Here is a 12,950-nt window from a genome sequence, read left to right as displayed (position 1 = left end):
GTTGTCGTCTGGGCTTTGTCAGCGCCACTGCTGGCCTACACGGAACGCGCGAGCCAGTTGTCACAAGAACAGATAAACGAATTTAGGACGCAGTTCCTGAAATTGAGAGACGATAGGAATGCGGCCCTTGATCAACGCGTCGCACTAGGTCAGTAACCGAATTTGAGAGCTCATCGAGTACGGGGCTTGATATTTACCCCCTCTCATTGTTGCCGTGCTCGCCGGCCTCTTTTTTCTGTACGATTGGCGTTGCAGATCTACTTTGGCCAGGTAGATTTACGCTAGCGGAACTTGATCTTCATCGGTTAGAGTTCCACGCCCAGCCTTACATTGGACTTTTGCTCGACCACCTTAGCATTGTTGCCGACGTCTGCTAACTTGATGCGCGGAGGTGGTGCTAGGTTCTTGGCAGCAGGGAGTCTAATGGAATGTTGCTACTGCGAAAAGTCGCGACCTTGTCGATGTTTCTCTCGGTGATTGGTTCGAACCTCCGCTGGCACTGGACGAACAATTTATTTGCCAGTCTTTTGGCTATTCTAGCCGCGCTTATTGTGTACTTGGTGATTCGGCACGTGATGCAAGAGCGCGCGTACGCGGAGATGCGGCGCCTTTATGGGCAAGATTGGGGCTAGGCCTCTGCCGCTGCCTTTCCGGGATGAGCGGACCGACATCGTGTCGGTGGAGAACGGGGCTACGTCAGGCCTCATGCGCGATTAGCAACATCTTCGGCCAATGCCTCAACGAGAACGGGCATCAAACTGCATCCAGTCGCTTCCAATTTTGGCCGGACACCCCATCCAGGATGACAGTCTGATCTAGCTCGGGCAATTTGCATGGCGGGGCAGCCGGGCGGGGATATTTCCAAGTTTTTCAAAGGCTTGTATGGAGTCCCGAGTTGTATTTCCCCGCGACGGTTCCGGATCCGTTAGGGGACGGCGGCTCATTCGAACTGGCCTCAAGCGGCCGGAGTGGTTAGAAGCGGCCGTCACAAGCCGGGATGCCAGGTCGGGTGGCCCGGCCGAGAGGGGAACTGAAGCTTTGCGAAAAGTACTTTTGACGGGGGCGGGCGGCTTCATCGGATCGCACCTTGCGGAAGAGCTGGCCCGGGGCAATATCGAGGTGCGCGCCTTCGTGCACTACAACAGCACGGGCTCGCACGGCTGGCTCGATTCCTCGCCGCCCGACATCCGCAAGGAATTCGACGTCTTCGCCGGCAATGTGTGCGACCCCAACGGCGTGCGCACCGCGATGAAGGGGTGCGACGCCGTCCTGCATCTCGCCGCGTTGATCGCGATTCCCTACTCCTATCATTCGCCCGACACCTACGTCGAAGCCAACATCCGCGGCACGCTCAACGTGCTGCAGGCGGCGCGCGATCTCGGCGTCGAGAAGGTGATCCACACCTCCACTAGCGAGGTGTACGGCACCGCGCAATTCGTTCCGATCACCGAGGAGCACCCGGTGCACGGCCAGTCGCCTTATTCCGCGACCAAGATCGGCGCCGATCAGCTCGCGCTGTCGTTCGAGCGATCGTTCGGCACGCCGGTGACGGTGGTGCGTCCGTTCAACACCTACGGCCCGCGGCAATCGGCCCGCGCGGTGATCCCGACCATCATCACCCAGATCGCGGCCGGCGCGCGCAAGATCAAGCTCGGTAGCATCCATCCGACGCGCGACTTCAGCTATGTCGCCGATACCGTCGCCGGCTTCCTGGCGGCGCTCGATTCCAAGGCCGGCGTCGGCGAGGTCATCAACATCGGCAGCGCCTTCGAGATCTCGATCGGCGACACCGCGCGGCTGATCGCCGAGCTGATGGAAGCGGAAATCGAGATCGAGCATGACGACGTTCGCGTGCGCCCCGAGCGCAGCGAGGTCGAGCGTCTCTGGGCGTCCAACGCCAAGGCGCAAAAGCTGCTCGGCTGGTCGCCGCGCTTCGGCGGCGTAGACGGCCTGCGCAAGGGTCTCGAACAGACCATCGCCTGGTTCACCAAAACGGAGAACTTGGCCCGCTATCGCGCCAATGCCTACACGTTGTGAGCAAGATGAGCATGTCCTCCACGCAAGCGAGCCAGAACCGACCCACCGTGCTTGACCTCAAGCCGGTGCTCGATGCTGTCGATGCCGCGCTCGGGACGGCGCAGCGTCCGGTCGAGCTGCACGAACCGCGTCTCGGGAATCGTGAGCGCGAGCTGGTGCTCGACTGCATCGAGACCAACTGGGTGTCGTCGGCCGGCAAATACGTCACCCGCTTCGAGAAGATGGTGGCCGAAGCGACCGGCTCGCGTGATGCGGTTGCGGTCGTCAACGGCACTGCCGCGCTGCATGCGGCGCTCGTGCTCGAAGGTGTCGAAGCGAATGACGAGGTGCTTTTGCCCTCGATCACCTTCGTCGCCACTGCCAATGCCGTGAGCCATGCCGGCGCCGTGCCGCATTTCGTCGATTCGACCTGGGATACGCTCGGGCTCGATCCGCGCGCGCTGGAGGCGCATCTCGATCAGGTCGCGGTGCGGCAGAGCGGCGCCTGGGTCAACAAGCACACCGGCCGCCGCCTGCGAGCCGTCGTTCCCGTGCACATTTTTGGACACCCGGTCGACATGGCTGCGCTCGGTGCGGTCGCCGCGCGCTATGATCTGTTGATCGTGGAGGATGCGACCGAGTCGCTTGGCTCAACCCTAAACGGCAAGGGCTGCGGCACGTTCGGGCACTCGGCGGTGCTGAGTTTCAACGGCAACAAGATCGTCACGACAGGCGGCGGCGGCATGATCGTGACCGACGACGAGGCGCACGCCCGCCACGCTCGTCACTTCACCTCAACCGCGAAGAAGTCGCACGCCTGGGCGTTCGAGCATGACGAGATCGCCTATAACTACCGCCTGCCCAACATCAACGCGGCGCTGGGCTGTGCACAGATGGAGCGGCTGGCAGACATGGTCGAGGCGAAGCGCGTGCTCGCCGCGCGCTATCTCGATGCCTTCCGCGATTTCCCCTGGGCGCGCATCTATCGCGAGCCGAAGGGTTCCAAGAGCAATTACTGGCTCAACACGCTAGTGCTCGACCGCGAATATGCCTCCGAGCGCGACCGCCTGCTCGAAGCCCTGCACGGCCACGGCATTCGCGCCCGTCCGCTGTGGACGCCGATGCACCTCTTGCCGATGTACCGCGCCTGCCCGCGCGCTGCACTTCCCGTCGCCGAAGACATGAACACGCGTTGCATCAACCTGCCGAGCAGTCCTTTCCTCGCCGGGCCAACGAACAAGAGCTGATGTCCCGGATCGTCTTCTTCACCATTCACAGTACGACGGCCTGGTGGAAGTACCTGGCCTCGCGCATGGAGTTCGCCGACGCGGTCGTGCTGAGCGATCTCCGTGACGACGGTGATTTTTCGCTGGTCGACGACTTTTATCGCTTTGCTGACAAAGGCGATGCGGCGGCCGCCGCGCTCGACCGGTTCGGCGCAGACGGATGCGCTGACATCATCCTGCGCTGTCGCGTGCTCAGGAGCATCGATCGCGATCTCGCGCTCAAGATGATCGGCGGCATGACGCAGGCGATCGAGCAAGCTTTTAACAAGCTCGGCCCCGATCTGGTCATGACCTTCACCATCGACCGCTATGTCATGGACGTGATGGAGCGCATCGCACGGCAGCGCGGCATCGACTTCCTGGAGATGACGACGTCTATCATCCCGGATCATGTGATGCTGATGCGCCGCGGCAAGCCCGTCTGGCTGCGCGAGCCCTCCAGGGAAGACATCGATGCGGCGGTCGGCCAGCTCTGCAGGGAAGATTTTGCGCCGACCTATGTCCGCGACGCGAAGCGGTTTTCGCTGGCGAAGTTTTGGCGGATTTTTGGCTACTACGCGCTGCGCGGTGCCTTCTTCAACGTCTGGCGCTTCCTCAAGCGCGACCGCTACAACTGCCACTATCTCGACGCGCTAAAGCGGCTGAAGCACAAGGTGCGCATGCGCGACGTGGCCGTGCTCGGCCTGCTCGATCACGGCTGGGACAAGCGGCTCGTCGACGTGCCGCGGGAGCGGCGGGTTCTCCTCGGGCTTCAGCTCTTCCCCGAGGCCTCGATGGACTATTGGCTCGGGCCGCAAGGCATGCTCGCGCATGACGACGTGGTGGTGCGCTATTGCGAGGTGCTCGGCCGCGCCGGCTACCGCATCTTCGTCAAGGATCATCCGCTGCAGTTCGGTTTTCGGCAGCGCGAGCTGTTCGAACGTCTAGCGAAGCTGCCGTCCGTGGTGCTGGTGCCCTATGACGTGCCGGCGAATCTGCTGATCGGGAAGTGCGCGGTGTCGGTGACTTTTACCGGCACCATCGGTTTCCAGGCCGCGCTGGCCGGGCTGTGCTCGGTCGCGACCGAGCCGTACTACGCGACCCAGCAGCACTTCCTGCACGTTCGCGATACCGATGAGCTCGACGGCCTCGCCGCGCGGCTGGCGCGCTGGCAATCCCCCGATAGTCTCGATACGACCCGCCACGCGATCATACGGCACCTGGCGTCGATCAGCGTCGAGGGCGACTATTTCGGCTGGCGGAAGTTCGATCCCGAGAACGAGGCCTTGCGCGCCGCGGTCGAGCCGCTGGTGCGTTCGCTGAACGCGCACCTGCCGAAATTCCTGAAGTCCTGCAGAACCGCGGCCTAACATTACAGTGGGGAGCGCGCCTGCAACCGAACATTACAGTGTGGAGCGCGCCTGCAACCGATGTCGACGGCCGGGGGAGATGGAACAGCGCGATGCGTCTACTTGACCTCGTGACGCGCCCGGCGGTCGCCGGTACGGTCGCGGCGCTGGTCCTGCGTGCGCTGACGCTTGCGAGTCGCTTCCTGCTGTCGCTCCTTCTGGCGCGCATGCTGTCGCCGGCCGAGATGGGACAATACGGCCTGCTGACCGCGGCGCTGGCTTTCGCGCTGCTCGCGGTCGGTCTGGAGTTCTATTCCTATACCTTGCGCGAATTGGTGCCGGCGACGCCCGAGCGGCGCGCGCGCATCATTGCGGACCAGATGGTGGTTGGCACGGCGGCGCTTGTGGCTGTCGGCATCATCGTGGCCGGTGCGATCGCCGCCGATTCCTTTCCGGCGCGTCTTGCGCCGTGGTTCATCCTGATCCTCGTCACCGAGCATGTTTCGTTGGAAGCGACGCGGATCCTGATCATCACCTGGCGGCCGGTGCGCGCCTACATTGGCGTGTTCCTGCGCGGCGGAATCTGGGTGTACGCGATCGCGCTGCTGATGTTCGCGGCGCCGTCGACGCGGACGCTGCAGACCGTGCTGGTCTGGTGGGCGCTCGGCGGCGTGGCATCGATCGTCTTTTCCGCGTTCTCGCTCTCCGAGCTGCCCTGGCGCGAACTGAGGGGATACCGGCCGGATCTCAAGAACATCCGCGAGGGCCTCTGGATCGCTCGTCCGTTCATGCTGACGGCGGCGGGAGCATTGGTCATTTCCTATGTTGACCGCTTCGTCATCGACGCGTTCGTCGGGCGTGACGCGCTCGGCATCTATACGTTCTATTCGACGATCCTGATCGGTCTGTTGTCGCTGGGCAGCTCGGTATCGCATCAGTTCCTGCCAAAAGTCATCGCGGCCTATGGCGCGGGTCCGGATGCCTATCGCGCGGCGCTGCGCTCCTTCTTCTGGTCGATGCTGGCGCTGGTCTGCGCGACGATGATCCTGTCCGCCTTTGCCATGGCGCCCATGCTGGCGTTGCTCGGGCTGTCATCCTATGCGGCGAGCATCGGTGTGTTCTATGCCATGCTGCCGGGCGTCTTCCTGCGCATGTTGGCGGATGTGCCGTCCTACGCTCTCTACGCGGCCCGGTCGGACAAATTTCTCCTGATCTGCAATCTCGGTTCGGCCGCGGTGGCGACAGTGTTGAACGTGGCGCTGGTCCCTGGGCTCGGTATCTACGGGGCGGCCCTCGCCGGCGGGATTGCCAGCGCCACGCTGTTCCTGTCCTTGGTAGGCTTCGCGAGCCACAGGATGCGGGAAAGCCTTAGGGAACCTGGCGGAACTCAGCCCGTTGGCCTTCCCAGCGACCCCGATATGCTCTACCCGTGAAGGCTAAGTCGGTATCTCGACGTCAGAGCAATTCTGAATCGTAATCCGAGGGCATTCCTTGAACGGCAACACGCAACAGCGGCTCAATCCGTTGCTCAGCGGCCTCGCGTCCCCCGCGGTTCTCATGGTTGTGATCTGGGCTATTACTCTTTTCTTGGTTGCCGGCGGGCCAATCGCTTATCCAGGGCAACCGAGTGCCATTGTGCTCTCGGTGGTTGTGATCGCGCTAGCGATCTTTCTGCTCTCTTGTCACGTAGGTAAGCTGTTCTTTGATCGCTGGTCCGAGCAATGGGCAAAATCGTCACACCTTTCCGCACGGGTGCTGGATAGGGGGGTCATGGCCGCGTCATTGCTCGGGATCGCCGGAATTGCGCTGGTGGCCTTCGATCGCACGGTGCTGAGTGGGGTGAACAATAGTGCCTATTCCGAGTTGCTGCGTTGCGCGCCTCAGTTGGTTGATTCTGTGATGATTCGGCGAACGCCGCTGCTCTACGGCGGCTACGCCATGTTCTCCTTCGGATTCGTCTCCATCGTGCTGTTTCTGCTGAAAGGCGAAGAAATCAGGGGATGGGCGGCTGCGCTGGCACAACTGTCCATCGTCTCGCCGGTCGGCTATGCGCTGCTCTATTCGGGGCGGATGCCGATCCTGTTCGTCCTCGTCCTGGTCGCGATGGCGATGCTGGTGCGCGTCACGCAAGGGCGAACCCTCGTGCCGCGTGGCCATTATCTCGTGCTCAAGACCGCCATCGCGGTGGGCCTGTTCGCGGTCTATTCCAGCGCGATCTGGACCAGCAGACAGAATTTCTGCATCCAAATGTCGCCTCTAATCGCCGAATTGCAGGAGGGGAAGAACGAACGTCTAACGTCTCGGGCCGACAACCGAGCCCTAGTGGATCAAACCCGCCGGCCGAAGGCGACCCAGATGATCACTGCGGCCGAGCTTAGCAAACGGCTCGCCGAAGCACAGGCGGCGCCGTGGCCGCCCCAGAAGTCGAATTCGATAGCAACCGCTCTTGATGCGATGCTGGAGGCCTGGAACGTCCAACCCCGTGGCTATGTCATCTCGGCAATCGACTCCGGTTACCTTTCGCCGCGCAGCGCGATGATCGGCCTCAGCACCTATTTCTATCTGACCCATGGTGTGCGGACGGTTGATCACGTTTGGAACGCCCGCGACAAGTTCACGCCGCAATGGGGCGTGTACGAGGTCGGTGTGCTCTCGCCGTTGTTGCGGATATTTTTCCCGGGTAGCGATCAAGTGGCGGTCATGGAGGTGGAGCAGCGGGAGGCGCTGATCTATGGCTTCTTCCCGAGCGCCTGGGCCGCGGCCTTCATCGATTTCGGCCTCGTAGGCGCCATCGTCTACGTCGCCATCTGGGGCGGCCTGGCTGGCTGGAGCGCGGCCGGAAGCCGGCATTCCGGCCTGATGACGCCGCTGCTGCTGCTCGTGTTCGTGCTTGCCAGCGTCCTTCTCAGCCCGGTTCAGGGACCTCTCGGCATGGCAAATTCGGCCCTGGTGTTGGCGTCGATGCTGGCGACCGGGCTGGTGCTTGATTTAGCTAATCTGCGTGCGCGGGCGCCGCAGGACGCCGGCAAGCTCGGGGTCAACACCCTCGCGACCTGATTCAGCGCGCCGACAGGTTGCGCAGCCACGCGACTGTCGCCGCGACGCCTTGCTGCATATCGCAGGGGAGCGGGCCGCAGACCGCCGCGGTCGGCGCGAGATCAAATTGATACTGCGCGAGCACGTTGTTGAGGCGGAACGAATTGAAGGGAAATCGTTTCAAGCCGATCGCGTTCACCGCGTCGCCGCAGAGCGCCAGCGTGCGGGCGACGCCGGCCGGCAGATGCGGGATCGGGCGCGCACCGAAGTTGCGCTGAAACGCGTCGCACCACGCGATGAGATCGATCGGCGTGTAGTCGGCGAGATAGAACGTCCGGCGATGGATCTGGTCTGTTGGGACGCTCAGGAGACGCCAATACTGGAAGGCGATGTTCTCGATGTAGCTGTAGGACTTCCAGAGCGGGCCGTGCCCGACGTGGAAGTAATGGCCGCGCTCGATCATGTGCAGGAAGCGCTGGTAGTGCGCGCTCATCCCGGGGCCCCAGACGGTGGTAGGGCGAGCCAGGCACCATTCGCGTCCGGCGCCATCGGCGCTGCGGACGATCTCCTCGGTGCGCACCTTGCTCTGTCCGTACAACGTGTCGGCCTTATAGTCGCTGTCGTTCGCCGGCACATACCCGACGCGGCAGACGAGCTGCGAAGAGGTCCAGATCGCTCGCCGCACGGACGGCGTGCGCCGCACGGCCTCGACAAGATTTGCAACGCCCTCGATATTGGCGGTGTAACCGGAAAGGTCAGTCTTCTCGTCGAGATCGATGCGTGCGGCGAGATGAACCACCGCGTCCGGCGCGGTGCCGGCCACGGCCTTCGTCAGGCCGTTGGCATCGAGGATGTCGCACACGATGTCGGTGGTCTCGGCCGGAACCTTGTCGAGCCCCACGACGTCGCAATGTTCGGCGCGCAACCGCCGCACCAGTGCCTGGCCGATGAAGCCGGAGCTTCCGGTCACGAGAACTTTCATGCTGATGTCGCTGTCTTTGCCGACGGGCGGTCGCTTGACCGGCTTGCCGGGCTGATCTACCAAACCGACCAGTCGATTGCAAACTGTGGCAAATGCATTGTTCGTAGAGGCATTTTGCGATCGCGATCCTCCACCTCGGCTTCTGCCCAACCGGCGCTCGCTTCATGAAGACATTCGTCTCTGCCGCGTTTCAGGCCATCAACAACGTCCTGGAACCGATCGGCCTGCGCCTGATGCGTACCAACGCGCCGGTCAGGAATTTCAGTCTGTTCTTCAAGCATCTGAAGTCGCTCGGCTTCGATGTGAAGACGGTGGTGGACGTCGGCATTGCCTTCGGCACATCGCCGATCTATGACGCGTTCCCGCGCGCCAAGTATTTCCTGGTCGAGCCGGTGGCGGAATGCCGCCCGCTGCTGGAGCAGCTCAAGCAGCGGCTTGACGCTGAATATTTCCTGGTCGCGGCAGGTGCCGAGAATGGCGAGATCACCTTCAACGTCCATGACGACATCTCGGGCTCCAGCATCTTCGCGCAGGTCGAGGGCAAGGCGCTCGACGGCGAGGCGCGCAAGACGCCGATGCGGCGGCTCGACTCGCTGTTGCCCGAAACGCTCGAGCATCCGGTGTTCCTCAAGGTCGATACGCAGGGTGCCGAGATCGAGGTGCTGAAGGGGCTGGGCACGCGGATTAGCGAAATCGATCTCATGATCCTGGAGACCACCATGATGCCGATGCGGCACGGCATCCCGCAATTCGCCGACATCGTGCGCTTCTGCGACGACGCCGGCTTTGCGGTCTATGACGTGCTGGAAGGGCACATGCGCTCGCTCGATGGCGCACTCGCCCAGATCGATCTTGCCTTCATCCGCAAGGACAGCCCGCTGCGCAGCCAGGCAGCCTATTTCAGCCCCGAGCAGCTTGCCGAATATCTCAAGCGTCCGAGCAAGCTGCGCGGCGCTTGTTGAGCCGGGCAGCAAAGCTTCGCATCAGACTTCCGCGAGCAGGATGAACAGGCAGCGGCGCTCGCCCTTGTTGACCATGCCGCCGCGATGCATGCCGTTGCCGTCGAACAGCACGCAATTGCCATAGTTCGAGGTTGCGGCGAAGTGGCCTTCGCGCAGCCGCGCCACCTCGGGCGAATTGTCGGGCAGGTCACCGCCGAAGTCGGCTTTTTTGCGCAGGAACGCCGGCAGCGCCATGAACTTCTTGCGCGCGTCAGGCCGGCGGCCGGAGAAGCCGGAGAAATCGTTGGTGCGGCGGATCATGCCCTCGAACCAGCCGATCTTCGCATTCTGGCTGCCGCGGATGTAGCAGAACGGGCCGCCGTCCGGACCGATATCATGGATGTAGATCGCGCATTTCAGCATGCCGTAGGTGGCATCGATATGCAGATAGCTGCCCCAGGGGTCGGCAAGCTGCGTGTCCGGGAATACGCGCTTCCAGAATGCGAGATCCTGGTCGTTGATCTGCGCATTGACGTGCTTCACGCCGGCCGGGCGGCCAAGATAGGCGCTCGCCGCTTCCATAATGCCGTAGCGCTTGAAGACGGACTCGACGGTTGCGAACGCCTGCGGATCGGCCGAGCGCGTGCACCAGTAGACGTTGTCGTCGAACTTGCGCTTCTCTGGCGGAATGTTGGCGCGGCGTTCGTCGAGCTTGACGAAGCCCGGATTCGTCACGCCGCGGATCTGCTCGATCTCATCGGGCGTGAGGTTGAGGCAGACGATGCCGTCGGATTTGATCTTGTTGAGCAGCGCCGGGTTCGCTGGCGTCGCGGGGCGGCGCGCGCCGGTCAGCCAGCCGATCGCGCGGTTTGCACGGATGCCCGCGAACATCGAGATGTAGCGCAGCGCTGTTTTTGCATTGAGACCGCTGAAGCCGGCCTCCTTGGTCAGGAGCGGCATGTTGTCATAGTCGACGATGCGGCGGATGGTAACGAAGGCGAAGGTGCGCGCGAACACGTTCAACGCATAGAGCCGTTCGCGAAAGGTCGGCTTCGGCAGCATGCCGCCATAGGCCGGATGCGCGTCATAGTCGATCGCGGGAAGCGTGTTGCCGCGATAGGGCGGAATCGGAAGTTCACCAATCTCGACGGCGCGTGCCACCGGCGTCACGTCGGAAAGTGAATCGATCGTCGTCATGTCGCGTTCTCCGGAACGAGCGCGGTTCGTCTCAAGCTCGCTCCGATCTATACAGCGTGGGGCGGTGCGCAGGCAACAATTGGCCGGATTTATACGGTCGTTCCGGGTGGCTCCCGGTTGGCAGCTAAATCATGGAAATGCTTCGGGAGAGCGCCCTTGAGGTCGATCCTTCGAAGGGTTCCAGCGATGGCCTCGGAGGCACCCCCGCGGCCGTAGGGCGGCATGTGGGCCGGATCGGGCTGGAACCGGCCCTCGAAGATGCTCCGGAGGCTCGCCAGAATGGCCGCCGAATCGGCAGGGCAATCGATGATCGAGGCGGCGCGCAGCCGGCCTTTCTGGCGGTCGCCGATATTGATCGAGGGCACGCTGACAGCCGGCGCCTCCAAAATGCCGCTCGAGGAATTGCCCAGCACGGCGTCTGCAAGCTGCAGCGCGGCCCAGTAGCGCTCACTGCCGAGCGAGCTGAAGTGATGGGCGCGATGGCCTCGCGCCGCGACGAACGCCTTGATAGCATCGTCGATGGCGCGATAGCCGGGATCGGCGTTGACGCCCGTGAAGATGATGCTGCGGTCATCGACCTCCGCTAACGCACTGAGCAGGGCCGTGACATTGGCGGCGTCGGCCTCGGGCTGCGCCGTGGTCGGATGCAGCGTTACCAGCAGGAAGCGTTCGGGGCCGCTGATGCCGAGCTTTGTGAACAACTCGGCGCGAGTCAGCTTTGGCGTGCTGTCGGCCAGATCGAGACCGGGCGCGCCGACATTGAAGACGAAATCAGGCTGCTCGCCCATCTGGATCACGCGCTGCCGATAGGGCTCGGCCGCAACGAAGTGCAGGCAGGCCATCTTAGTGATGGCATGACGGATCGCATCGTCGAAGGCGCCCGCGGTGATCTCGCCGCCATGGATATGCGCGATCGGAATATTGAGAAGCGTCGCCGCGACGGCCGCGGCCAGCACCTCGTAGCGGTCCCCGAGCACGACCAGGACGTCGGGCGCAAGCTTTGGCAGCGCCTCGGCAAAGCCCGCCACGCCGATGCCGGTGCCGCGCGCGACCGTCTCGGCGCGATCGTCATCGAGCGCGAGATCGATCTTCGCTGCGATCGAAAATCCGTCGGCCTCGACGATCTTCCAGGTCTCGCCGAAGCGCGGCACCAGATGCATGCCGCAGGCAATTACGCTCAGTGCCACGTCGTCGGCCGCCTTGAGCCGCGCCAAAATACCCCGCAGCAAACCGTAATCGGCACGCGAGCCGGTAACGACGGCGATGCGGCGGCGTTTGCTCATGCTCGCTGCCGCCAAGGCGAATCATCGAGCATGCCGTGCTCGATGACATAGGAGGCGTAGGCGAGGTCGGCCGCGCTCTCGATCTCGATCGAGTGCATGCGGTCCATCATGATGCCGTAGCTCGCGGACGGATCGGCGTAGATCTTGCGGTGCTTGCGCATCGCGTCCCATCCAACGAGATAGAGCGCGCCGTTCATGGTGACCTCGATCGCCTGGTCTTGGCGCCGCTGCGCGCTTGTCGTCAGCATCTTCTCGACGATGCCGCCGATCGAGCCGTCCGTGCCGAGCGTGCCGACGAAAATCGAGGAGACCTCGGTCTCGCGCATGCCAACCACGAGGCTCGCCTTGCGCACGGCGAACAGCTCGACCGCTTCGTCAAAGTGCTCTGGCGTCGCGAAGGGCGAGGAGGGTTCCAGCAGCATGATGGCGTCGTAGCGCCGCTTCTCATGCGTCTCGATCCAATCCATGGCGTGCAGCACAACGTCATTGGAGGAGGCTGTATCGGTCGCAAGCTCGGCCGGCCGCTCGAACAGCATTTCAGCGCCATACCGCTTCGCCTCGTTCCGGATCTCGGCGCTGTCGCTGGAGACGATCAGGCGCGAGCAGTAGCGGGACTGTTTCGCGGCGATCGCCTTGTAGCCGGTCAGGCTGAGGCCGCCGATCTCGCGCAGATTCTTGCCGGGCAGGCCCTTCGATCCACCGCGGCCGACCAGCAGGAACAATATCTCGGGCGAGTTGGTCATTGGCACCAGACAAATCCTGCGTTCAGGCCGATGGCGATTCGGCGCGATTCGTTACCCGGCGGGGGGCTATTTTCAGCGCCTTTAGGGAACACTGCAAACCGCCCGCTTGCGTTGCTTTTACCAGCGCGCTCGACTAAG

Annotated in this window: 10 protein-coding genes; 6 read left to right on the top strand and 4 right to left on the bottom strand. The window is 63.1% G+C overall.

The features are described 5' to 3' along the window. Window positions 1-1,038 precede the first annotated feature (1,038 nt). From N2602_RS27485 to N2602_RS27465, 5 genes are all read left to right on the top strand, one after another. Window positions 1,039-2,037 (top strand): NAD-dependent 4,6-dehydratase LegB, encoded by a 999-nt coding sequence (locus tag N2602_RS27485; protein WP_260380032.1) that lies wholly within the window; start codon window positions 1,039-1,041, stop codon window positions 2,035-2,037. An 11-nt stretch (window positions 2,038-2,048) separates the two neighbouring features. Next, complete coding sequence (locus tag N2602_RS27480) at window positions 2,049-3,263, top strand: LegC family aminotransferase (protein WP_260380031.1); 1,215 nt, start codon at window positions 2,049-2,051, stop codon at window positions 3,261-3,263. Continuing rightward, window positions 3,263-4,651: an alpha-2,8-polysialyltransferase family protein gene (locus N2602_RS27475; RefSeq protein ID WP_260380030.1), complete on the top strand. Its 1,389-nt coding sequence runs from the start codon at window positions 3,263-3,265 to the stop codon at window positions 4,649-4,651. The genes N2602_RS27480 and N2602_RS27475 overlap by 1 nt, the downstream gene beginning before the upstream one ends. A gap of 92 nt (window positions 4,652-4,743) precedes the next feature. Then, entirely contained in the window at window positions 4,744-6,063 is a 1,320-nt protein-coding gene (locus N2602_RS27470; protein ID WP_260380029.1) for a lipopolysaccharide biosynthesis protein, read from the top strand. A 58-nt stretch (window positions 6,064-6,121) separates the two neighbouring features. Then, a complete protein-coding gene (locus N2602_RS27465) occupies window positions 6,122-7,687 on the top strand; it encodes a hypothetical protein (protein WP_260380028.1) in 1,566 nt (521 codons plus the stop codon). A 1-nt stretch (window position 7,688) separates the two neighbouring features. Here N2602_RS27465 and N2602_RS27460 read toward each other — a convergent pair whose 3' ends face one another. After that, window positions 7,689-8,798 (bottom strand): NAD(P)-dependent oxidoreductase, encoded by a 1,110-nt coding sequence (locus tag N2602_RS27460; RefSeq protein ID WP_260380027.1) that lies wholly within the window; start codon window positions 8,796-8,798, stop codon window positions 7,689-7,691. A gap of 14 nt (window positions 8,799-8,812) precedes the next feature. On the opposite strand from N2602_RS27460, the gene N2602_RS27455 reads away from it, so the two are divergent. Further along, window positions 8,813-9,610 (top strand): FkbM family methyltransferase, encoded by a 798-nt coding sequence (locus N2602_RS27455; protein ID WP_260380026.1) that lies wholly within the window; start codon window positions 8,813-8,815, stop codon window positions 9,608-9,610. 21 nt (window positions 9,611-9,631) lie between these two features. Here the strand turns inward: N2602_RS27455 and N2602_RS27450 are convergent, their stop codons facing one another. From N2602_RS27450 to N2602_RS27440, 3 genes are all read right to left on the bottom strand, one after another. Then, complete coding sequence (locus tag N2602_RS27450) at window positions 9,632-10,786, bottom strand: hypothetical protein (protein ID WP_260380025.1); 1,155 nt, start codon at window positions 10,784-10,786, stop codon at window positions 9,632-9,634. Window positions 10,787-10,875: 89 nt separating this feature from the next. Further along, a complete protein-coding gene (neuC, locus tag N2602_RS27445; protein ID WP_260380024.1) occupies window positions 10,876-12,069 on the bottom strand; it encodes a UDP-N-acetylglucosamine 2-epimerase in 1,194 nt (397 codons plus the stop codon). Next, window positions 12,066-12,812: an acylneuraminate cytidylyltransferase family protein gene (locus tag N2602_RS27440; protein ID WP_260383719.1), complete on the bottom strand. Its 747-nt coding sequence runs from the start codon at window positions 12,810-12,812 to the stop codon at window positions 12,066-12,068. Before N2602_RS27440 ends, neuC begins: the two co-directional genes overlap by 4 nt. Window positions 12,813-12,950 lie beyond the last annotated feature (138 nt).

The organism is Bradyrhizobium sp. NC92 (genome assembly GCF_025200865.1).
In the GTDB taxonomy this organism is placed as follows: domain Bacteria; phylum Pseudomonadota; class Alphaproteobacteria; order Rhizobiales; family Xanthobacteraceae; genus Bradyrhizobium.
Note: the sequence above shows the minus strand (reverse complement) of the source record. Positions and strands in the feature narration are given on the sequence as shown.

What these genes read in the sequence shown, in the direction of transcription:
- N2602_RS27480 (WP_260380031.1), top strand. Translation starts at nt 2,049, where the DNA reads ATGTCCTCCACGCAAGCGAGCCAGAACCGACCCACCGTGCTTGACCTC.
- neuC (WP_260380024.1), bottom strand. Translation starts at nt 12,069, where the DNA reads ATGAGCAAACGCCGCCGCATCGCCGTCGTTACCGGCTCGCGTGCCGAT.
- N2602_RS27475 (WP_260380030.1), top strand. Translation starts at nt 3,263, where the DNA reads ATGTCCCGGATCGTCTTCTTCACCATTCACAGTACGACGGCCTGGTGG.
- N2602_RS27470 (WP_260380029.1), top strand. Translation starts at nt 4,744, where the DNA reads ATGCGTCTACTTGACCTCGTGACGCGCCCGGCGGTCGCCGGTACGGTC.
- N2602_RS27450 (WP_260380025.1), bottom strand. Translation starts at nt 10,786, where the DNA reads ATGACGACGATCGATTCACTTTCCGACGTGACGCCGGTGGCACGCGCC.
- N2602_RS27440 (WP_260383719.1), bottom strand. Translation starts at nt 12,812, where the DNA reads ATGACCAACTCGCCCGAGATATTGTTCCTGCTGGTCGGCCGCGGTGGA.
- N2602_RS27455 (WP_260380026.1), top strand. Translation starts at nt 8,813, where the DNA reads ATGAAGACATTCGTCTCTGCCGCGTTTCAGGCCATCAACAACGTCCTG.